We start from the raw sequence: 22579 nt of genomic DNA, 5'->3' as shown, positions 1-22579 counted from the left end.
TTTTTCAAAAATATTTTATCATAGAATGTCTTCAAAATCATCATCAGCATCATCAGATGAATTACTGTCAGCATTTTCTTTACTTAACTTTTGATAATGAAAAAAACTAATAGGTAACATTAATACATAAATAATCGAACTTATTGCTATAATATTAAAAGGATAAACTAGTAATAAACCAAAAAATAAGATTATTCCGAATAATAAAAAAATTGTTGTTTTTCTTTGAATAACAATCTTTTTGAATGAGTAACTTGGAAATTTACTTATTAATAACAAGGAAGTAGTTATAAAAAATATTGGTACAATAATATTATAATTCAATTTGATATAATCAAAATCAGTCAAGCTTATGATAAGTGGTGTTAAAACTAAAATTCCTCCCGCTGGAGATGGCACTCCTTCAAAAAAATTATCTTTCCAGGATGGTGCTTGATTTGAATTAACATTAAATCTTGCTAATCTTAAAGCTACACAAATCACATAGATTAAACACAAAAGCCAACCAAATCTTCCTAATGCACTTAATGACCAAAAATACATAATAAAGGCTGGGGCCACACCAAAGCTTATCATGTCTGTTAAGGAATCTAATTCTTTTCCAACTTTTGATGTCCCTTTAATTAATCTTGCAATTCTACCATCCAAACCGTCTATAAGTGCGGCCAAGATTATTGCGATAATTGCAAATTCAAATTTTCCATCTAATGCAAACCGAATTGAGCTTAATCCAATACAAACTCCTATCAAGGTGAGCATGTTAGGAAGAATTACTCTAGCATTTTTTTTATCTGCTATAATCTTCAAATTATTTTTAGGTTGTTCCATTTTATCTTTTAGCTAACAAGGTTTCCTTATTAATAATAAAGAAGTTAATATAAAAAATATAGGTACTATAATATTATAATCAAGTTTGATATAATCAAAGTTTGACAAACTTACAATTAAAGGTGATAAAACTAAAATTCCTCCAGCTGGTGATGGGACTCCTTCAAAAAAATTGTCTTTCCATGATGGTTCCTGATTTGAATTTACATTAAATCTTGCTAATCTTAAAGCAACACAACTTACATAAACTAAACATAACAACCAACCAAATTTACCTAGTGAACTTAATGTCCAAAAATACATAATGAATGCTGGTGCTACACCAAAACTTATTACATCTGCTAATGAATCTAATTCTTTTCCAACTTCAGATGTTCCCTTAATTAATCTGGCAATTCTTCCATCTAACCAATCAAATAAAGCTGCAAAAATTATTGCTATAATTGCTAGATCAAACTGCGCATTAAAAGCAAATCTAATAGAAGTTAACCCAATGCAAACTCCTATTAAAGTCAACATATTAGGTAAAATCACTCTAGCGTTTTTTTTATCTGTTATAATTTTTAAATTATTTTTTGGTTGTTCCATCTTATTTCTTTGCTAATAAAGTTTCACCAGATATTGTTTTTTGTCCAACTTTTACTAGTGGTTCATAATTTTCATAATAGACATCTGCTCTACTCCCAAATCTGATCATACCAATTCTATCACCTTGATTAAGCTCTTGACCATTATCTGTTTCACAAACAATTCTTCGTGCAATAAGACCTGCTATTTGAACTACAATAATATCATTTCCATGTTTGTCTTTTAGCTTATAATAATTTCTTTCGTTGTCTTCGCTTGCTTTATCTAAAGATGCATTAAAAAATTTTCCAGGTTTATATAAAATTTCTTCAACTTTTCCTGCACAAGGAGTTCTGTTTACATGGCAGTCAAAAACGTTCATGAATATACTTATTTTTTTGAATTTTTTATTTTCAAGATTGACTTCTTTTGGTCCATCTACTTCTTCAACTTTTATTACTTCGCCATCAGCAGGGCTAACTAAGTAATTATCATCTTCAATTATAACTCTTTCAGGATCTCTAAAAAAATAATAAACCCATATAGTTAACAACAAACTAATTGTTCCTAAAAAACCACTAATAAATAATAAAACAAGAGTTATAAATCCTGCTATAACTAAAAACTTATAGCCCTCTGTATGTATCGGTGGAAATATCTTGGTAAACATATTCTTCTATTTGCTAATTTTTGATTAATATGTATATAAACCAATCAAATTCAATTAATAAGTTAAATTTAATTTTAATGAGTAAAATCAAGGTAAATAACCCAGTTGTAGAACTAGATGGTGATGAAATGACTCGTATTATATGGGAGTTCATTAAAAATAAACTAATACTACCTTATCTTGATCTTGGCATCGAATATTACGATCTTGGTATGAAAAGTAGAGATAATACAGATGATCAAATCACAATAGACTCAGCTAATGCAATAAAAAAGGTTGGGGTTGGGATTAAGTGTGCAACGATTACTCCTGATGAAGATCGTGTTAAAGAATTTGACTTAAAGAAAATGTGGAGATCTCCTAATGGAACGATAAGAAACATCATTGGGGGTACAGTTTTTAGAGAGCCCATCATATGTAAAAATATTCCAAAACTTGTGCCTTCTTGGACTGATCCTGTGATTATTGGAAGACACGCTTTTGGAGACCAGTATAGAGCGACAGATTTTAAAGTACCTGGCAAAGGTAAAATGGAAGTTAAATGGACTTCTGAAGATGGAAAAGATGAAATAAAATATGAAGTATTTAACTTCACAGGTCCTGGTGTTGCACTTTCAATGTACAATTTGGATAAATCAATTGAAGACTTTGCAAGATCTTGTTTTAGTTATGGATTAATTAAAAAATGGCCTGTTTACATGTCTACGAAAAACACAATTTTAAAACAATACGATGGTAGATTTAAAGACATCTTCCAAGAAATTTTTGAAAAAGAATATAAAGATGATTTTGAAAAAAATAATTTAACTTATGAACATAGATTAATTGATGACATGGTTGCTTGTGCAATGAAATGGAGTGGAAAATATATTTGGGCTTGTAAAAATTATGATGGAGATGTTCAGTCTGATACGATGGCTCAAGGTTATGGTTCTTTAGGATTAATGACTAGTACATTGCTAACACCTGATGGAAAAATAATGGAAGCAGAAGCTGCGCATGGAACCGTTACAAGACACTATAGAATGCATCAACAAGGAAAAGAAACTTCAACAAACCCTATTGCATCTATTTTTGCTTGGACAAGAGGATTGGCCCATAGAGGTAAACTTGATAATAATGATGAGTTAATTAAGTTTGCTCAGACTATTGAAAAAGTTTGTATTGAATGTGTAGAAAATGGTGCGATGACAAAAGATCTAGCAATTTTAATTGGTCCTTCAAGTAAATATTTAACTACCAATCAATTCTTAGATGAAATTGATGGTAATCTTAAAAAGAAATTAAATTAGAGTTTTAAGTTTTTCAAAAGCTTGTTCAATTTTAGATTGATCTTGACCACCTGCTTGAGCAAAATCTTTTCTTCCCCCACCACCTTGTCCTCCAATAATCTCTGAACCAACTTTAACAAATTGAACTGCATCAAACTTGTTTGTCAATTTTTCTGTGACACCAACTGCAATTCCAACTTTATCATCTTTGTTAGCAAAAACTATTACAATTCCTTCACTCAATTCTTTTTTACCTTTATCAACAAGTTTTCTTAATTCTTTTGGTGGTAATCCATCAACTTTTTGAAGTCGCAGTTTAACTCCATTAATTTCTTCATCTTTGATGATGTTTTTGGATTTATCCTCCAAAATTGAATTAACAGAAATTGTTTCTAACTGTTTTGATAAATTTTTAATTAATGTTTTTTGATCTGATTGATCTAAATTTGGTTTTCCACCTAATTTAGCTATTTGATCACTTAATACTTTAATAAGTTCATTATCCTTTTCAGATGAAATATTGGATATTTTTTTCTTATCATTTAAATAATCTTCTAGTTGCTTATCTCTTAAAGCCTCAATTCTTCTAACACCTGCAGCAATTGATGATTGGCTAATTATCTTAAATTTACCAATATCACCTGTGTTTTTAACATGAGTACCCCCACAAAGTTCTGTTGAAAAATACTTATCTCCATCATCTCCCATGGATAACACTCTTACTTCATCACCATATTTTTCCCCAAATAACGCTAAAGCACCATTTTCAACCGCCTCATCTGGTGTCATCAAACGTGTTTTAACATCTGATTTTTTTGAGACTATTGTATTTACAAAACCCTCTATTTTATCAATCTCTTCATTTGGTATTGGCTTCATGTGGGAAAAATCAAATCTTAATCGACTTGGTTCAACTAAAGAACCTTTTTGAGTTACATGATCTCCTAATACTCTTCTTAATGATTCATGTAGCAAATGAGTTGCTGAATGGTAAGCTCGAGTATCATCTCTTCTCTTGATATCAATTTTTAACTCAACACTATCATTTGTCTTTATTGTTCCGCTGATCACTTTTCCATAATGTATAATTAAATCCCCTAATTTCTTTTGAACATCGATTACTTTAAATTTAAAATCATTTGAAATAATCTCACCTATATCCCCTACTTGACCTCCAGACTCTCCATAAAAAGGTGTCTGGTTTACAATAATCATGCCTTCATCATTTTCTTTTAATTCGTTCACTTCCTTATTTTTTGACAGAAGTGACAAAACTATTCCTTCAGCTTGGTTACTCTCATAACCTAAAAATTCTGTAGCACCTAATTTTTCCTTAATTCCAAACCAGATATCTTCAACAGCAGCATCTCCTGAACCCTTCCAGTTTTTTTTAGCAAGCTCTCTACTTTCTTTCATCAATGATTGAAATTTTTCTGTATCAATTGACATTGATTTATTTCTTAAAATATCTTCTGTAAGATCTAATGGAAATCCATAAGTGTCATATAATTTAAATGCTACATCACCAGGTAAAACTTTATCAATTTTTGAAATTTCTTCATTTAATATTTTAATACCTCGATCTAAAAGAACTAAAAATTTCTCTTCCTCCATTCTCAAGGTTTCTTTAATTAAAGACTCTGCTCTAACTAATTCAGGATAGTTCCCTGACATTTCTTTTTTAAGAGTGTCAAATAAATTAAAAAAAACTGGATCTTTAGATCCAAGTAAATGTGAGTGTCTCATTCCTCTTCTCATTATTCTTCTTAAGACATAACCTCTACCTTCATTTGATGGCAAAACACCCTCTGCAATTAAAAACGCACTAGCTCTTAAATGGTCTGCAATAACTCTAAAACTTGATTGATTAGATTGATCTTGTTTAATTTTAATTATTTCTGATGCTGAACTAATTATCTTTTTAAAATGATCTGTTTCATAATTATCATGTGTACCTTGAAGCAGTGCTGCAATTCTCTCTAGACCCATACCAGTATCAACAGATGGTTTTGGAAGATCTATTCTTTTTTCTTTTGAAATTTGTTCAAATTGCATGAAGACTAAATTCCATATTTCAATAAATCGATCTCCATCTTCATCTTTAGTCCCTGGTAGACCACCAGCCAAGTGATCACCATGATCATAAAAAATTTCAGAGCATGGGCCACATGGACCTGTCTCTCCCATTGACCAAAAATTGTCAGATGTTGCTATTCTAATAATCTTATCATCACTAAAACCAGCTATTTTCTTCCAGAAATTGAAGGCTTCATCATCTTCATGATAAACTGTTACATAAAGTCTATTTTTATCTATGCCAAAATCTTTAGTAATCAAATTCCAAGCATAGTGAATTGCTTGTTCCTTGAAATAATCTCCAAATGAAAAGTTTCCTAACATTTCAAAGAATGTGTGATGTCTTGGAGTGTATCCAACATTCTCTAAATCATTATGTTTTCCCCCTGCTCTTACACATTTCTGTGAAGTAGTTGCTCTTTGATAATTTCTTTTCTCTAAACCAGTAAATACATTTTTAAATTGAACCATTCCTGAGTTTGCAAACATTAAGGTTGGATCATTATTGGGGACCAAGTTACTAGACTCTACAATCTTATGATCATTCTTTTCAAAATATTTTAAGAATGTATTTCTTATTTCGTTTAAAGATTTGTCAGCCATATTTTTAAAATACAGCTTTTTTATTTTATGTCTAGATAACAGTAAGGGAAAAAAGGCGCTTAAACTAAGCGCCTTTTAATAATTAAAGATGACCTTTTAACTAATTTTTTTTAGTAGGAACTACTTCTTCCTCTTTCTTTTCTGCTTTTGGATCTTCAATCTGATCTTTTGCAGCTTTTTCTGGATCTAGAGGATTTCCTTCAATCTTTTTTTGAATTACACCTGCTTTTTCTCTTATTAACAGTTCTATTTCAGCAGCTACTTTAGGATTTTGAGCAAGATAAGTTTTTGCATTTTCCCTACCTTGACCTATTTTTTCACCCTTATAAGCATACCATGCTCCTGATTTTTCAATAATGTCTGCTTTTGAACCTAGATCAACAAGCTCTCCCATTTTACTGATCCCTTTTCCATACATTAAATCAAATTCAACAACTTTAAATGGTGGCGCTACTTTGTTTTTAACTACTTTAACTCTTGTTGAGTTACCAATAATTTCATCTTTATCTTTAATAGCACCAATTCTTCTAATATCCATTCTAACAGATGAGTAAAATTTTAAAGCATTTCCACCTGATGTTGTTTCGGGACTTCCAAACATAACTCCAATTTTCATTCTAATTTGGTTAATGAAAATCATCATTGTGTTTGTGTTTGAAATTGAACTTGTTAGTTTTCTTAAAGCTTGACTCATCAATCTAGACTGAAGACCAACGTGATGATCTCCCATCTCACCTTCAATTTCAGCTCTTGGAGTTAAAGCTGCAACTGAGTCAATTACGATAACTGAAATAGATCCTGATTTAACAAGAGTATCAGCTATTTCTAACGCTTGTTCACCTGCATCTGGTTGAGAAATTAAAAGTTCTTCTGTATTTACTCCTAATTTTTTTGCATAAACTGGATCTAATGCATGCTCTGCATCAACAAATGCACAAATTCCACCAGCTTTTTGTGCTTCAGCAACAACTTGTAGTGCCAATGTTGTTTTTCCTGAAGATTCTGGTCCGTAAACTTCAACAATTCTTCCTTTAGGTAATCCACCTATTCCTAATGCTAAATCAAGACTTAAAGATCCTGTAGAAACAGACTCAATATCCATCGCTCTTCTTTGTCCAAGCTTCATTACTGAACCTTTTCCAAAATTGTCGGTAATTTGAGCTATTGCTGCATCCAATGCTTTGTTCTTTTCTTTAACGTCCATTTCTTGATCTTTAGTAGATTTAACTACTTTTAGGTTACTTTTCGTCATTTTTAGCCTCTTTTTTTAATTTTTTTAACACTCGAATCATAAGTTAAATGTACACATTTTGTTCTCATTAGCAATATATTAATTCTATGACTAAAAAAACAAATAATTACTTAAGTTTTAGGTATTGGCTATTTAAAAGTCCAACTGCTTTTAACAGGTTATACTGAGCCATAAGATAGTTTTTTTCGGAGCTTGCCAAAGAAATTTGAGCAGAAAGTAATAAACTATTTGATTGAATAACATCCAAGGTTGTTCTTGATCCTCTTTCATATTCTGCAGTAATTCCATCATTTGCAATTTGAGCTGCTCTAACTTGAACTTTTACAGAATTTAAAAAACCTCTAGAAGACTCTAGACTTGACCATGCACTCGCAACATTTGTTTCATTGGTTCTAACAGCATCATCTAACAATAATCTTTTTCGTGTCGTTAAATTAGATTTTTTATTGATAGTAGATTGCGTTTTTCCACCTGTATAAAAAGGCCAACTCACAGTAGCTTTTAATACATCTTTTTCTCTTTGATCAACTGTTGAGCTTAAATCATCTGAATATGATCTTTCTAAAGATAAAGACGCTGTGGGTTTTAAATCTGACTTTGAAATTTCTACATCTTTTCTAGATTGCTCTAAATCAAATTTAGCTATTTTAATATCTGGATTATTTTGTTTAGATAAATTAATTGCCTCATTTAAAGAATTAGGGATTTTAACAATCGATTTTGTTTTTTTCTGTAATTGATTGGGATTAGATATCTTTCCAATTATATTTTCATAAATTAATTTAGCAATTAATAAATCACTTTTTGCTTGAGTAAATTGAGCTTGAGCACCAGCAAATGAAGATTCCGATTGTGCTAAATCAGTTATTGTAATTCGTCCACGATCTAATCTTATTTTATCATTTTCAACCTGTCTTCTTAAAAGATTTAAATTTTTTCTATTAATATTCAGTTTTTCTCTAGCTAATATTAAGTTAGAGTATGCATCAATTGCACTATGAAGAACTTCTTGTTCTTTCTTAATCAATTTTGCCTTAGCTAAATCTAATGCTGTTATATTTTTTTCAACCGCTAAGGTTCTTCCATAATCTAAAATTGTTTGCTCTAATTTAATTGATGTCGTAAAAGGATTTACATCATTAATTGAGGCGTCTCCTCCACTTTGATTAGTCAGTTTATTTGTGTTCTCAATACTTTTAGATCCACTTAATTTAATTGTAGGTTTGTAATCAGCTTTTGAAATATTTATATCTTCCTCAGATACTTTTACATTTTCTCTTTCTGCATTAAGTTGAATATTATTTTGATAAGTTTGATTTAAAGCATCATATAAAGTAACTGCCATAGCATTACTAAAACTAAAGACTGTTAAACTAATTATTATTAATAATTTTTTCATTTTGTTTTATATATCGCAGATTTAATTTGATGGTTACTATTTAAATTTAAAATTATAGAAGCATATTTAGGCATTTTTTTAAACATATTTTCTGTAATTCTTTGATAAGTTTGCATAAAGTTAATCACATCTCCTTTGCTCATTATTTTATGACTAGATGACTTTTTAGTATTTAACCATAGTTTGTGTTCTTGTTTTAATCTCCATTTTTGGAGCAAACTAAAGTTTTTAGCTTTTAGATAAATCATACAATTAAGTTGAGAGTATAATTCTTTATATTTGGTCTTTAATTGTTGGTTAACATGTTTTCTCCAAATAAGTTTTTGGTCATTTACTTTTTCTAGTGAATTAATAGATTTTTTAAGAGTTTTGTTTTCTTCTGCTTTAGCTCCTACGCACCACCCTTCAAATATTATCACATCTGGTTTTTCTTTTATTTTATACCAATTCTTTTTAGGAAATCTGTCATCAACCGCTTTATTAAAATTTGGTAAATCAATTTTCTTAAAGTTCTTACTTTTTGCTTTTTTAAAAAAGTTTAACATCATTTGTACATCATGGGTTCCTGGCACTCCTCTTGTAGCTAACATTGGATGAACTTTTTTTGATAAATTTAGTCTTTCTTTTCGAGTTTTATAAAAATCATCTATTGAAATTTTAAATACTTTTAATTTGAAATACTTTTCTAATATAATTTTTATAATTGAACTAATAGTTGTTTTTCCAGTTCCTTGCCCGCCTGCCAAACCAACAAAGTAAGGTTTTTTATGATTAGCTTTTTTTGCAATCCAAAAACACATTGGGATCAAAAAAGACCTTAACATCCCATCTTTGTTACCAAACTTTTCAGTAGTTGTTTCTTGTGATTTAATAAATTTAAAACAATCTTTTTTAACTTTACTAAAACACTCTTCAGTAACTTCCATTGAACTTGTTATTTTTTCTGATCCATTGGATGGTTTTGACCATCTATCAAAGTTATATCTTTTAAATCTGTTACATTGACCTCATCAACACAACCTAGATTAAATCCGGTCATAGCAGGTGCACTTCTTGGATTATGATGGGTATAAATTCCACATTCAGAACAAAAATAATGTTTAGCGACTTTTGTGTGAAATTGGTAAAGCTTTAATTTGTCTTCTCCATTAGTAATTTTAAAATCTTCATTTTTAACCATACCCATTGTTGCACTTTTTCTTTTACAGATAGAACAATTGCACTTTACAATTTTTGCTAATTCATTTATTGAAGCATTAATTTCAGCTTCAACAGCTCCACAGTGACAATTTAATTTCATTTAGCTCTCCTAACTTAATTTAATTGATACTCTTTATAAATCTGTTCTCTACTATCTTTATTCATCCCTTTAGTTTTTTCTATAAATTCATTTCTTAATTCTCTTGTTTTAAATATATAAAAACAAACTGTATCTTTACTATGATAAATAGCTTTTAACTCATCCTCTATATCGTTTAACTCTTTTGGTATTTCAGCTTTAATACAAATCATTAATTATTTTTTTTTATATTTGTATTATTATTCTCCCCATTTTCCATGAAATTCATAAACAACTGCTGGTTCATTACCTACTACCCAGCCATCATGACCTGGGTCTATTGAATATGCATCACCTGCTTTATAAGTCAATTCTGTTCCGTCATCATGTTTAGCACAAACTGCTCCAGAAACTATTACTCCAAGATGTTTTGCTTTACAGCTATCAGTACCTACAGTTGGTTTGATATCTTGTGACCATTTCCAACCAGGTTGCAAAGTTAATCTCATTACTCTTTGGTCTCCTATTTTTACAATATCCATTTTGGCATTGTTAAAGCTGGTGTTACTTTCATCTGGATTATCAAAAGTTTTAACTTCAATTGAGCTCATATTTTTTTCCTTTTTTAATTAAATAAGAATTATAGACTACTAATGGTTTAAGTTATCCACAATAGCACAAAATGTAGTTTTGGATGTTCACGTTTTGATTCACTTTTGATTCAGTTACAGACTCAAAATACAACCTCTTGCGTGTATTGTATAACTAGGCTATAAAACAGAACAAAACAAGAACATGAAACTAACAATCCCTTATTATTTGCATAAAGCAGGCGCTGGTTTTCCATCCCCTGCAACCGATTATATCGAAGAAGATATTGATCTAAATATGCATTTAATAAGAAATGTTCCAGCAACTTTTATCATCAGAGTTCAAGGTAAATCAATGGTCGATGTTGGAATTAATGATGGTGATTTATTGGTAGTTGATAAAAGTTTAAAACCAAAAAACTTTTCAACTGTGATTGCAAACGTTCATGATGAACTTGTGGTTAAAAGCTTGGTTCAGGAAAGAGACAAGAAGTTTTTAACGTCAGGATCCAAAGAGTTTACTGATAGAATTTTAATTAACGAAGAACAAGATATTTTTATCTGGGGAGTTGTAACTTATGTCATCCATTCTACGTACTAAAAAAATAGCATTAGTTGATTGTAATTCTTTTTACGTTTCTTGTGAAAGATTATTCAATCCTAAAATAAGAAGAAAGCCTGTTGTGGTTTTATCCAATAATGATGGTTGTATCATTTCAAGATCTAACGAAGCAAAAGCTTTAGGTATTAAAATGGGTGAACCTTATTTTAAAGCAAAAGATATTATTATTAAAAATAAAGTGGAAGTTTTCTCATCTAATTATTCTTTGTATGGAGATTTATCTAGACGAGTAATGCGAACTCTTAAAAGATTTAATTCAGATATGGAAATTTATTCTATTGATGAAGCATTTTTAGATTTGTCTAATTTTCCAGATCAAGATGTAGAAAAAGTTGGAAAAGAAATTAGAGAAACAGTTTTACAGTGGACTGGCATTCCAACTAGTATTGGAATTGCTAAAACAAAAACCTTGAGTAAAATTGCAAATCAAATTGCAAAGAAAAAGCAATCAGGAGTTACTAGCTTAATTGGAATAGAAAACTTAGATCCTGTTCTTGAAAAAGTTGAAATCAATGATGTCTGGGGTGTAGGTAGACAGCTAACTAAGTTTTATCAAAAGAATGGAATTTATAATGCTAAACAACTCAAGAATAAATCTAATAGCTGGATTAAAAAATCTTCTAATGTTTTAGGCTCAAGAACTGCAATGGAACTTAAAGGAATTCCTTGTATCAATTTAGAAACCACCACCACAAAAAGAAAAAGTTGTGTCGTTTCAAGATCATTTGGGAAAAGAGTTGAAATATTTCAAGAATTAAAAGAAGCAGTTGCAAATTATTGTTTAAATGCATCTGAAAAAATTAGATCAGAGTCGTTAGTTGCAAAAGCAATCACAGTATTTGTTAGAACCAGTCCATTTCAAAGAAACTATGGATATTACTCAAATGCAAAGACAATTGATTTTCCTATTGCAACAAACAATAGTATTGAGATAGTTAAAACTGCAGTCACAATACTTGAGGGTATATTTAAAAATGGTTACCAATATCAAAAAGCAGGTGTCATGCTTACAGGACTTTCAAATGCTAATGATAAAACAAACCTATTCTCATCTGAAAAAGATGAAAAAATAAATAGCTTAATGAGATCGATTGATAACACTAATCATAGATACGGTAGATCCACATTAAGTGTTGCAAGTGCAGGTGTTCAAAAGAGATGGAACATGAAAAGGGAGCATTCTTCTAAAATAGATACAGCTGACTTCCATTCTTTACCAACAATTAGAGCCAATTAAGCTTTAAAAAGCTTGTCTGAGAGATCTTGTAAATCTTCACCCCAGAAGACATCTTTTTGGATACGTTTGAAATCTAAATCAAATACAGTTGACATTGCTGATGCATAAACAGATCTTGCATCAATTGTTGCATTTAGATCTCTTCCATCATAAAGCTCTTTTCTTTTTAAACCTGGCCAGTCAGTGTGAACTTGGCTTTTCTTTAACAGACCCCCTGCCATAAATATTGCTGTTCCATAGCCATGCTCAGTTCCATTTCCACCGTTTTGTTTTATGGTTCTTCCAAATTCTGTAACAGTTAAAATGATTGTATCTTTGTAAGCTTCTTGAAGATTATCCTTCAAATTATTAATAATTTCATCCATTTCAACTAAAGATTTTGTATGAGATCCATCTACTCCCCCTTGAGCTGCATGAGTATCAAAACCATTCACTTCAAATACAGCAACTCTTGGCCCATCTGATTTTCTTAAATAGGTAGCTGCTTGTCTTGCAAGATTTTTATTTTCTCTTTTACCACGCCTCATGGTGCCACCCATCATCTCTTCATTTTTTCTTTTTTTAATATAATTCATCATCTCTAATAGCTCGTCTTCAGAGCTTTCTGCGTAAACAGATCTTAAAAGTTCCAATGTTCGTTCTCGAGGTAGCCTGCCTCTTCCAGGGAAATAATTATTATTTTTTGGAATACCTCTTAGTAATAATGGCATTGGTAAAGATAAAGCTAATCCATCACCTTGGAGATTAGCAAGTTTCATAGCTCTTCCAACCCATCCTGTTTTTTCTTGGTAAGGTGTTCTTCCACCTGACTCCATTAAATTTTGACCTTCAAAATGTGACCTTTGAGTATAAGGAATACTAGCTGCATGAACTATTGATCCTGTATTATCATTCCAACACTTATTAAATCCTATTAATCTTGGATGTAATGCAAAATCAGAATTAAGTTTGATAGCATTTTCAATTAAAATACTTTTTCTTCTTTTCTCAAAATTTTTGTCTCCAATTACTGGAACTGCACAAAGACCATCCATACCTCCACGTAACATAATTACCACTAAATTCTTTTTTCTTGATGATGAGGCTAATGCTGGAAGATTAAATCCAGCTAAAAATAAGGTTGTAGCTGTACCTTTTAAAAAATCTCTTCTTGTTATCTTCATGCTCTTAATACCTCAGGTAGATTGAATAAAATCATATGCTTTTCCTCACTACTTTTAGCTTTTGATAATATTTTTAGAATTTTATCAGGGTTATCAAAATTATTGTGAACGATTTTTTCATGAATATATTGATCTACCTGATCTTCTGAATTGTATCTATGAAATGCTTTTTTGGCATAAAGTAGTCTTCTAATAATTAATTCAGTAGACATCCAATCACTTGAAAAATCTGAATATCCATTTGGTTGTTGTGCTAGATATGGATGATATCCAAGATCTTCTAACATCCAATCAGGTTCTCTTAGGTCTTCTCTCAAAATATTACCCAATTTATATGTATCCATTCTTTTTTCAGGTATTGGATATGCGTAAGTAGCTCCTGACATATTAATTGTTTGCAACCACCAATTTTCAGGATTTTGAAATTTTTTATATTTATCATTATTTTCAAATGTTACTTTGATTGCAGCTTTGTGGACTTCTGGTAGATGTCCATCTGATTGTTCCCATGCTTTAATAATTGGGGCAATCATTTTTTTTGTAGGATGATCAGTTATCAAATATCTACAAAGTTTTGTTGCAATAAACTCTCTACATGAAGGATGGTTTACTAAATCTTTAATTACAATTTTTAAACTTTTTCTTCCTCTTTTATAAGTTTTACCAAGAACATTTTTTTTTCCTGGTTCATGACGTTCAGACATGAACCTTACATCTGTTCCTTGATCAGATTTTTTTGTCCATTTAGGTCTCCATCCAGTCATAATTTTTGCAAGTTCTTGGACGTCTTCTTGTGTGTATCCCGCTTCTGGAGATATTGTATGAAGTTCCATTAATTCTCTTGCATGATTTTCATTAAGTGTTGCTGGTCTTTTTTCTTTTCTTCTCCACTCTTGTCTGGCACTTTCTGATTTAGGACCAATATTATCTTTGTTGTCTAGATGCATTATCATTGGCCATGCGATTGTTCCTTCATAAACCATTGTTTCAAAAGTTTTATCCATGTTGTCTCTAAGAAACTCTCTTTGATAAGCTGCAGTTGAATATTGATGTAATCTTTGTGTCTTACTTATTGTGAAATGATTACCCCAAAAATACCAAAGTTTTGCAAGTACAGGATGATTGCTTCTAACTCCTTCTGCATGTCTTATACTTAATTCATAATTTTTCCAAAATTTTCCACCTGTATCATTTTCAAGTTGACGTTCAGCTATTTCAAGACCTTTGGGATCATTTTTATATTTTTTTCTCAAGGTTGTGTTTTCTTCAACTCTTTGAGTAATCCAGTATTTTCTCATTTCCTTTTCTGAGTAAATATGTTTGCCCTTCCAATTTAATTCAGGGATTGTCTCAACTTGTTTTTGCGCCCAAGTCAATGGATCTGATGGAGCTTTCTCTTCAGGTTTTAAACCAAAAGCTACTTTTCTAAAAAAGTTTTTCATCTTTATTTAATTTTATCTATATTATGAATATTTTCCAAGGATTTATTAAAATCTTCTAAATTTTCCCTTAAAGCTAAATTAGAAATTGAATAAATCATTACCAGCAATAAAAATAGAGGTAATGAAGTTATAATTGAGGCATTGCTTTTTATTAATAAAATATAAAAAACTATGAATAAAGCTGACCGAATTAAAACCGTTTTCCTAAAAACACTAATTATTGAAAGAGAGTGCTTTAATAAATTAAAAAAACTCATTTTTGATGGACCAAAATATCTAACACCTCTAATAGAGGGAATAGATAATAAATTTTTATCAGTTTTTTTTAATGATCCTGAAAAACTATTCCATGTGGCTTTTTCTTTAAGCATTTTTTCAACAGTTGATTTGGATAAACATGTAAAATTTCCAAATTTAATATACTGACTGGTAAATGCTAAAGTTATAATTTTATGTGCTAGATAGCAAAATTTAAAAAATAAACTTTCAGATCTTTTAACTCTCTCTCCTATTATCGATTGATTTTTTGATTGTTCTGCAAGTTGTATAAAGTTTTTAATCTCCTCTGGTCGATCTTCTCCATCACCATCCATTGGTATTACATAATCAAATTCTTTTTTTTCATAAATATATTTAAGTCCAGAGGCAATACATCTTGCGTGACCTCTATTTTCTTTCATGTTTATAATTTCAATAAAGTTAATATTTTCAGTATTTTGATATTTATCAATTATCTGTTGAGAAGATGCATCGTTAACCACAATAATTGAAATATCTGAATTACTACCCTCTATTTCAGAATTAATGTTTTCAATTAGCTTGGTTAAGCTCTCTCTGTCATTATAAATAGGGATTAAAATTACATATTTTTTCATAATTATTTTGAACCTACGCAAACATTATCAAGACACATATAGTCTTTCAATCTATCAAGCTTTTCCCTATCAACAATTCCCTCCCATACGGGTCTTGATTTTAGATGATATGATAAATTACCAGCGTTCCATTCATTTCCATAAACTACATTGATCTTTGATTTGAATTGCTGATCCCAAGCATATTGTGTTTTAATCGCAATTTCTTTACCTGGATAATCTGTTCTTTTGTCATCCTTTGAAATTGAGACATAAGCATAAAGTATGGGGGATAAAAAAAATAAAAAGATAAATCCGATCATAAATGGTTTTAACTTTTTAATGTTTATTTGAGATTGAAATACATAGATAAACAAAGTTCCAAAAAACAAATAAAACGGTGTCATCCACATTGTTCTAATCTTAGAACCTGTGACCACAGAAGTTAAAAACATTAATAGAATCGGTAAAATGTTAATCGCTAATAAAAAAAGTAATCTTTTATCTTTAAGATCAAATTTAAATTTAATTTTCTTTATTAGCAACCAAACTAAAATTAAGAAAGGTATTAATAATCCAACTTGTTTAATTAAAAAAATAAGCGGAAATTTAATATGATCAATCAAACTCGATTGCTCTAATCCAGTTCTAGCAAGTCCATAAGTAATGGTGATAAATTCATTGTTGTTTAACCAAATTAGATGTGGAACTAATACAATTAAAAATACCTCAAGAGTTATCAAATATTTAAAATCAAACTTTCTATCTTTTTTTATAAATATTAAATAGACAAACAAAAGATCGATTGATGCTAAAAGATAAATAAATAAGTATTTAGATAAAAATCCAAAAGCTGCAAATAACCCAACTAAAAAACAATCAGTAAATCTGACTTCTTTACTATTATAAATTTTCCAAGAAAAATATACCGTTAAAGACCAAAATGGTAATTGGCAAACATTTACATTAAATTCTGGAGTAGTAAAATTATAAAAATAGATAGCTTCTATAAGTAAAACTGAAATTAAACCCAGTAAATCATTATTAAAAAATTCTTTAGAGAATTTAAATACATAATAAAATGACGTAAGTACAAAAATTTGACTAAGCAAATAATATATCCAATCTTGAGATCCAAAAATCTGAAAAAAAACTTCTGAAAAAAAAGCACTCATTGGAGGATGCTTGTTAAATCCCCAATCTAAATTACTTCCCCAAGCTAAGGCCTCGATAGTATCTAGTGGTAAATTATGATTAGTTATAGATGGTATAAAAGTCCAAAATATAAGATGAGCTGTAATAAAAATATAATAAATATTATTTATATTTCTATTATTATTACTCATTTATAAATATTTATAGCAATTACGCTTGCTTGACACCCCTATTTTGCTGAATATACTCCGGAAATTCAAATTTAAACTATGCCAAAGACTACTAAAGTAAAAAAAAAAGTTACAAAGTCTAAAACAAAAGTTGCTGCTAAACCAAAAGCTGCTGCTAAAATAAAAGTTACTACTAAACCAAAAGCTGCTGCTAAAGTTACTATTAAAATTTCTAAAACTTATGTCCCAAAAGACACCGAAAAATATATGTGTGAAAAACATAAAGTTTTTTTTAGAATGAGATTAACTGAATGGAAAAAAGAATTGGTCAAAGCTAATAATGAGGCACTTTACTTTGGAAGTATGGACGATAATAGCATTTCTGCAGACGTAGTTGATCAAGCAAGTTCATATACAGATAAGAATGTAGAGATGAAGGCTATTAACAGACAAATTAAGTTAATATCAGAAATTGACAAAGCACTGGCGAGAATTAGAGAAGATATTTATGGATACTGTTTAGACACAGCAGAGCCTATTGGATTAAAAAGATTAATAGCAAGACCTGTTGCAAAATACACAATCGCAGCTCAAGAAAAGCATGAAAAAAATGAAAAAGTTCATGCAGATGATTAAATTTTATAATTAATCAAAATTAATTAAATCTTTAGTACTTATTTCACCATCATCTAAAGCTGTTAAAAACACACCCATATCAAAATGATTGTATGTTTTTTTCAATAGCTGAAGTAAATCAAAAGAATTATTATCTGTTTGAGGTTTAAGATTAATTGCAACACATCTTGGAATATTTTTTTCAACTTTAAAAGAAACATTGTTAATTTTAATAGTTTTTCCAATCCATTCTCTTTCTTTCCAAGGGTCTATTCCATCAATACAAATATTTCCTCTAAAAATTGAGGTCTCAATCTTCTTATTAACTTTTTTCTCAAAATCATTGATGCTTTGGAGTATTCAAAAGGGAGATCAGAGTTCAGCAAAATCTACTTTTTTTTGAAATAGAGGTGTCAAAAAAAGGGAAAGTCAATATTCATTTCTAATTAGAGCTAAGGGTTGTTTTAAAGAACTTTCCAGTTCTGATAATTTTATCAGATAAGTGCTTGACACTTTCAGTAGGCTGATTTACATCAATGGACAAGAATCTCTTTATCTTTAAGGAATTAATGTGAGCTCATTCACCTTTAAATATAAAATTGTATTTATTTAGAAGCTGGTGAGTTTTTAAGAGTTAAGATTTTATTCCACTTATCTTTTCTTTCATTGGGACTTTTTTCAAATAATTTTGCCTGATCTAAATCTAAGGTTTTAGAAAATGCAAAATTTCTATCACCCATCAATTCCAATATTTTTTTTAATTTTGCAATTGTTCGATTTATTGAAACGATAAAGATTTTACTGGACAATAATTTAGTGATGAAATTTTAATACTCATAAAGTAATCTTAGGATAAAACTCGCTTTAAAGAAAATTAATTAAAAAGATAATTATTACAATTAGAGCTTTGGAATTTGACTACCAATCTTGTAAAGATCATACCCTTTAATCACTGCTTCACGATCTGCTATTTCTAAATACCATCTGGATAAATTTTGATAATTTTTTAATCCAATATCATGCCACTCATGTCTTGCAATCCAGGGCCATGTTGCAATGTCTGCAATAGTATATTTTTCTCCTGCAAGAAATTTAGAGTCTTTTAATCTATTGTCTAATTCTTGATATATTCTCTTTGTAATTTTGAAATATCTTTCTTCACCAAATTCACTTTTACCAGGATTGTAGTGATGAAACTGATGATGTTGACCTATCATTGGACCAATGGTTCCCATTTGAGCCATTAACCACTGATTTATTTTTAACCTATCTTGTTCATCATAAAACTTTCCACTTTTTTCCGCTAAGTACATAAGAATTGCCCCAGACTCAAAAATACTTTCTTTATTATCATGATCTGTAATCACAGGAATTTTACTAAAAGGGCTTAGCTTTATAAATTCTGGTTTAAATTGTTCGTCTTTACTTATATCTACTTTGGTTACTTTGAAATCGCAACCAATCTCCTCAAGCATAATAGAAATTTTTTTTCCATTTGGAGTATCAGCAGTAAAAAGTTCTATCACTTCTTAACACCAAGTCTTTCCTGAGCAGCTTTTGATGTAGTTGTAAATTCAAATCTTAGTTTTTCATCTGGTTTTGCATATTTAAAACAGCCTCTTGCAGCTAATGCACCTTCGTGAAAACCTGACAAGATTAATTTTAATTTACCTGGATACGAACAAATATCTCCAATAGCAAATATACCATCAATATTTGTTTCAAAATTTTCTGTATTCACTTCAACTGTTTTTTTATTAATATTTAATCCCCAATCTAATATTGGCCCTAATTGCATAATTAAACCAAAGAAACCTAGAACGTAATCTGTTTTAAATTCTTTTACTTCACCGTCATCATGTTTAATTTTAACTATATTGATATCTTTATCTCCTGAAACTGATTCTATCTGATATTTTGTGTATAAATTTAATTTTCCTTGGTCATTTAGCTCTTTAACTTTTTGAACACTAGACTCTGCACCACTAAAACCATCTCTTCTATGAATTAAATTTACTTTAGAGGTATTGGATAGTTCAATTGCCCAATCTAATGCTGAGTCTCCTCCACCAAAAATTGATATAGTTTTATCTTTAAAAATTGTCTTATCTTTAATTGAGTAAAATAAAGAACTCCCTTCAAATTTTTCACACTCTTTTAAAGGAAATTTTCTAGGCTCAAATGAACCAACACCACCAGCTATAACAATACTTGCTACATCAAATTCTTGGTTGCTACTTGTTTTAACACGCCATCTTTTTTCAACTTTTTTAAGTTGTTCTACTCTTTCATTTAAATGAAATTTGACATTGAATGGTTTAATTTGCTGTAAAAGATTATTGGTTAATTCTTCACCAGTACACTCAGGCACTGCTGGAATATCATAAATTGGCTTATCTGGATAAAGTTCAATACATTGGCCACCTGCTTTATCTAGATTATCTACTATCTCACAATTTAATCCTATGATCCCTAATTGATGAGCACAAAATAAACCTGTTGGTCCAGCTCCAATTATTAATACATCTGTTTTATTCATTTAAGCTTGTTTTGATGGAATGCTAACCACTAGACCATCTAATTCATCTGAAATAGTTAACTGACAACTCAATCTGCTATTCTGTTTTGGTTCAAATGCCATATCCAGCATATCTTCTTCTCCATCTTCTTTGGTTGGAAGTTTATCTAACCATTCATCATTAACATAAACGTGACACGTAGCACACGCCATTCCCCCTCCACAATCAGCATCAATTCCTGGAATGTCATTTTGAACGGCGCCTTCCATAACGGTAAGTCCATTTTGAACTTCAATTGTATGAGTTTTACTATCGTGGGTGTTATATGTAATTTTTGCCATGGACTATATATAGTTTTTTATTTAGATAGAACAAGTCTGTAAAAACAAACTAAGTCTATTTTTAGACATTTTGCAATTGAGGTATATCTTTTTTTATAAAATAACTTGTGTCTTCTTTTTGTTTAATCACCGCTGGTATTATCTCTCTATAAGCATCTATTAATCCATTATTTGGTTTTGGCAATTGATCTTTTATATGATGATGAAGTTTGTCTAGATTGTAGGATGGAACAGTTGGAAACATATGATGTGTTAAATGATATTCCATTTTCCAATATAAAAAACTTAGTATTGGATTTAAGTACATTTCTCTTGTTGAAAACCTATGATCTTTTATATTTCTTGCAAGTCCCGCATGCTGAGTAAAGGCAACAAGTTTGTGTAAAGTTTTTCCATAAAATTGTGGAAGTAGAAAATAAAGTAATGGCATCCAAGAGGAAGCAACTATTGACCATAAAATAATTAATAACCAAATTGCAACATAAATTCTTGAACTAAAAACTACTTTTGCTTGTGCTTTTTCTGGAATGCAGTCTTCCATTACTTTTGTTTTAACTCCAAATGCATGCTGAATAATTTCAAATGAAATATGTTTTTTAAAAAATATTAAATCTAAAAACGGAATTAAACTTATAATTAATCCTTTTGGAGTTTCTTTTAAATTATTTCCATATTCAATTTCATGATCAAAAGGATTTTCAGTTGAATAAGTATTACCATGATGAACAAAATGAGTGTGTCTCCATCTTATTGGTTCAAAATTCGCCATATAAGATGAAATATAATAAAAAATTTCATTTAATAATTTTGATTGAAAAGCAGTTTTATGACCTGTCTCATGCCACAATGGATTTGAAAATGAATAAATATTTCCATACACTAAAAACCAAAACACAGACCACCAGGTTCCCCAAGTTAAATACGCTAAAGTTCCAGTTACAATTAATAAACTAAAAAAAAGAGAGACGTGTTGTAAACCTTTTATGTCAGATTTTTTTGAAAGTTCTTTAAGAACTTCAATATCGACTTTGCACTTGTGCCATTTGTCCAGCTTAATATCCATGGCTTAAATTATTGCAGGCAAAAAAAAAGGGCAAGTACAAAAATGTCCTTGCCCTTTAATTTAAATTTTAAGTAAAACTACTTAGCTCTACCAGGTTGTTGCATTGCTGCTGCCCAAATGATTAGACCAAAAGCGATCTTGTTCAAAAAGTCAGCTGCGTTGTAAATCACGTTAAGTGAGTTAGCATCTACTCCACCTGTTAGGTAACCAAAAATGTAACCTAATGGGTAAATAGCCCAACCTACAGTAACGATCATTCTCATTGCACCAAAAGCAGTTACAAGTGATTTGTTACCACTTTTTGCTGCTCTCTTACCTGCTTCACCAGAGAATACTTCATAAAGAATGTATACCCAACCAGCCATACCGATAATGAAACCAAGTGTAGCGTTGATGTATCCTGCTTCTCCTAAGTATCCACCTACTAGCATTACTAATGTACCAAGCATCAATCTCCAGAAAATTCCTGAATCTGCTTTGTTTACTGCTGATAGAACAAAATAGAATTCTAACATTAGTAATGGCACTGTAATTAACCAGTCAATGTATCTGTAAACAGTTGGTGAGTCACCAGTCATGATCCATACATCTCTCATGTACATGTAGTGTACGAATGCAATACCAGTTACTAGACCAGCAACTGTCATTGAAACTCTCCAACCAGCTGGAACTGAACTTCTTTCTAAGAAAAAGAATACAGTAGCAGCTAAACAAGCCATTGATACTAACCAAAATGAAATACCTACGAAATCATCCTGAGCTAACATCACTGTCTCTGCGTTTGCTACACCTGTAACACCCATTAGGGCTACAGCTGTAAGAGCAAACAATTTAAGTTTTTTCATAAAAAAACTCCCTCTTTA

General features: G+C 30.2%; 24 protein-coding genes. 4 read left to right on the top strand and 20 right to left on the bottom strand.

Going from position 1 to position 22579, the window contains the following annotated elements:
- Positions 1-18: 18 nt before the first annotated feature.
- The 3 genes from pssA (Q0X98_RS02885) to Q0X98_RS02875 are packed head-to-tail and all read right to left on the bottom strand — an operon-like array spanning position 19 to position 2065.
- Complete coding sequence (gene pssA / locus Q0X98_RS02885; protein ID WP_297681273.1) at positions 19-828, bottom strand: CDP-diacylglycerol--serine O-phosphatidyltransferase; 810 nt, start codon at positions 826-828, stop codon at positions 19-21.
- A gap of 12 nt (positions 829-840) precedes the next feature.
- The gene (pssA, locus tag Q0X98_RS02880) at positions 841-1416 is read right to left on the bottom strand and encodes a CDP-diacylglycerol--serine O-phosphatidyltransferase (protein ID WP_297681271.1); all 576 of its coding nucleotides are present in this window, start codon (positions 1414-1416) and stop codon (positions 841-843) included.
- A 1-nt stretch (position 1417) separates the two neighbouring features.
- Positions 1418-2065: a phosphatidylserine decarboxylase gene (locus Q0X98_RS02875; RefSeq protein ID WP_297681269.1), complete on the bottom strand. Its 648-nt coding sequence runs from the start codon at positions 2063-2065 to the stop codon at positions 1418-1420.
- Positions 2066-2142: 77 nt separating this feature from the next.
- On the opposite strand from Q0X98_RS02875, the gene Q0X98_RS02870 reads away from it, so the two are divergent.
- A complete protein-coding gene (locus Q0X98_RS02870; RefSeq protein ID WP_297681267.1) occupies positions 2143-3357 on the top strand; it encodes an NADP-dependent isocitrate dehydrogenase in 1215 nt (404 codons plus the stop codon).
- On the opposite strand, the gene alaS is transcribed toward Q0X98_RS02870, so the two are convergent.
- The 7 genes from alaS to Q0X98_RS02835 all read right to left on the bottom strand — a co-directional run bounded on the left by alaS (position 3349) and on the right by Q0X98_RS02835 (position 10556).
- Positions 3349-6015 (bottom strand): alanine--tRNA ligase, encoded by a 2667-nt coding sequence (gene alaS / locus Q0X98_RS02865; RefSeq protein WP_297681265.1) that lies wholly within the window; start codon positions 6013-6015, stop codon positions 3349-3351. The two genes, Q0X98_RS02870 and alaS, sit on opposite strands and share 9 nt — an antisense overlap.
- 100 nt (positions 6016-6115) lie before the next feature.
- Positions 6116-7267, bottom strand: a complete 1152-nt coding sequence (recA, locus tag Q0X98_RS02860; protein ID WP_297681263.1) for a recombinase RecA — start codon at positions 7265-7267, stop codon at positions 6116-6118.
- Positions 7268-7373: 106 nt separating this feature from the next.
- Complete coding sequence (locus Q0X98_RS02855; RefSeq protein ID WP_297681261.1) at positions 7374-8666, bottom strand: TolC family outer membrane protein; 1293 nt, start codon at positions 8664-8666, stop codon at positions 7374-7376.
- Positions 8663-9592 (bottom strand): uridine kinase, encoded by a 930-nt coding sequence (locus Q0X98_RS02850; protein ID WP_297681259.1) that lies wholly within the window; start codon positions 9590-9592, stop codon positions 8663-8665. Before Q0X98_RS02850 ends, Q0X98_RS02855 begins: the two co-directional genes overlap by 4 nt.
- A gap of 8 nt (positions 9593-9600) precedes the next feature.
- The gene (locus Q0X98_RS02845) at positions 9601-9966 is read right to left on the bottom strand and encodes a GFA family protein (RefSeq protein ID WP_297681257.1); all 366 of its coding nucleotides are present in this window, start codon (positions 9964-9966) and stop codon (positions 9601-9603) included.
- Positions 9967-9980: 14 nt separating this feature from the next.
- Complete coding sequence (locus Q0X98_RS02840) at positions 9981-10178, bottom strand: hypothetical protein (RefSeq protein WP_297681255.1); 198 nt, start codon at positions 10176-10178, stop codon at positions 9981-9983.
- A gap of 27 nt (positions 10179-10205) precedes the next feature.
- Entirely contained in the window at positions 10206-10556 is a 351-nt protein-coding gene (locus Q0X98_RS02835; RefSeq protein WP_297681253.1) for a cupin domain-containing protein, read from the bottom strand.
- A gap of 184 nt (positions 10557-10740) precedes the next feature.
- Here Q0X98_RS02835 and umuD point away from each other — a divergent pair, with 184 nt between their 5' ends.
- The gene (umuD, locus tag Q0X98_RS02830; protein ID WP_028036578.1) at positions 10741-11136 is read left to right on the top strand and encodes a translesion error-prone DNA polymerase V autoproteolytic subunit; all 396 of its coding nucleotides are present in this window, start codon (positions 10741-10743) and stop codon (positions 11134-11136) included.
- Positions 11114-12394: a Y-family DNA polymerase gene (locus Q0X98_RS02825; protein ID WP_297681249.1), complete on the top strand. Its 1281-nt coding sequence runs from the start codon at positions 11114-11116 to the stop codon at positions 12392-12394. The genes umuD and Q0X98_RS02825 overlap by 23 nt, the downstream gene beginning before the upstream one ends.
- Here the strand turns inward: Q0X98_RS02825 and Q0X98_RS02820 are convergent.
- From Q0X98_RS02820 to Q0X98_RS02805, 4 genes are read right to left on the bottom strand one after another with little or no spacing between them, the layout of a single operon-like run.
- The gene (locus Q0X98_RS02820; protein ID WP_297681247.1) at positions 12391-13557 is read right to left on the bottom strand and encodes a DUF1501 domain-containing protein; all 1167 of its coding nucleotides are present in this window, start codon (positions 13555-13557) and stop codon (positions 12391-12393) included. The genes Q0X98_RS02825 and Q0X98_RS02820 overlap by 4 nt on opposite strands.
- Complete coding sequence (locus Q0X98_RS02815) at positions 13554-14999, bottom strand: DUF1800 family protein (protein WP_297681245.1); 1446 nt, start codon at positions 14997-14999, stop codon at positions 13554-13556. The genes Q0X98_RS02820 and Q0X98_RS02815 overlap by 4 nt, the downstream gene beginning before the upstream one ends.
- A gap of 2 nt (positions 15000-15001) precedes the next feature.
- Entirely contained in the window at positions 15002-15874 is an 873-nt protein-coding gene (locus Q0X98_RS02810) for a glycosyltransferase family 2 protein (protein WP_297681244.1), read from the bottom strand.
- A gap of 2 nt (positions 15875-15876) precedes the next feature.
- A complete protein-coding gene (locus Q0X98_RS02805; protein WP_297681242.1) occupies positions 15877-17199 on the bottom strand; it encodes a glycosyltransferase family 39 protein in 1323 nt (440 codons plus the stop codon).
- A gap of 78 nt (positions 17200-17277) precedes the next feature.
- Between Q0X98_RS02805 and Q0X98_RS02800 the strand changes: the two genes are divergently transcribed.
- On the top strand, positions 17278-17814 hold the full coding sequence (locus tag Q0X98_RS02800; RefSeq protein WP_297681240.1) for a TraR/DksA C4-type zinc finger protein: 537 nt from the start codon (positions 17278-17280) through the stop codon (positions 17812-17814).
- 584 nt (positions 17815-18398) lie between these two features.
- Here Q0X98_RS02800 and Q0X98_RS02790 read toward each other — a convergent pair.
- The 6 genes from Q0X98_RS02790 to Q0X98_RS02765 all read right to left on the bottom strand — a co-directional run bounded on the left by Q0X98_RS02790 (position 18399) and on the right by Q0X98_RS02765 (position 22561).
- Positions 18399-18602, bottom strand: coding sequence for a hypothetical protein (locus tag Q0X98_RS02790; protein WP_297681238.1), 204 nt, complete (start codon positions 18600-18602; stop codon positions 18399-18401).
- 90 nt (positions 18603-18692) lie between these two features.
- Positions 18693-19319 (bottom strand): glutathione S-transferase family protein, encoded by a 627-nt coding sequence (locus Q0X98_RS02785; RefSeq protein ID WP_297681236.1) that lies wholly within the window; start codon positions 19317-19319, stop codon positions 18693-18695.
- On the bottom strand, positions 19316-20332 hold the full coding sequence (locus Q0X98_RS02780; protein ID WP_297681233.1) for an NAD(P)/FAD-dependent oxidoreductase: 1017 nt from the start codon (positions 20330-20332) through the stop codon (positions 19316-19318). The genes Q0X98_RS02785 and Q0X98_RS02780 overlap by 4 nt, the downstream gene beginning before the upstream one ends.
- On the bottom strand, positions 20333-20653 hold the full coding sequence (locus Q0X98_RS02775) for a 2Fe-2S iron-sulfur cluster-binding protein (RefSeq protein WP_297681231.1): 321 nt from the start codon (positions 20651-20653) through the stop codon (positions 20333-20335).
- A gap of 61 nt (positions 20654-20714) precedes the next feature.
- Positions 20715-21716, bottom strand: coding sequence for a fatty acid desaturase (locus tag Q0X98_RS02770; protein ID WP_297681229.1), 1002 nt, complete (start codon positions 21714-21716; stop codon positions 20715-20717).
- A gap of 77 nt (positions 21717-21793) precedes the next feature.
- Positions 21794-22561 (bottom strand): bacteriorhodopsin, encoded by a 768-nt coding sequence (locus Q0X98_RS02765; RefSeq protein WP_023648072.1) that lies wholly within the window; start codon positions 22559-22561, stop codon positions 21794-21796.
- Positions 22562-22579: the final 18 nt, after the last annotated feature.

Source organism: uncultured Candidatus Pelagibacter sp. (assembly GCF_943788075.1).
Lineage (GTDB): Bacteria > Pseudomonadota > Alphaproteobacteria > Pelagibacterales > Pelagibacteraceae > Pelagibacter.
Note: the sequence above shows the minus strand (reverse complement) of the source record. Positions and strands in the feature narration are given on the sequence as shown.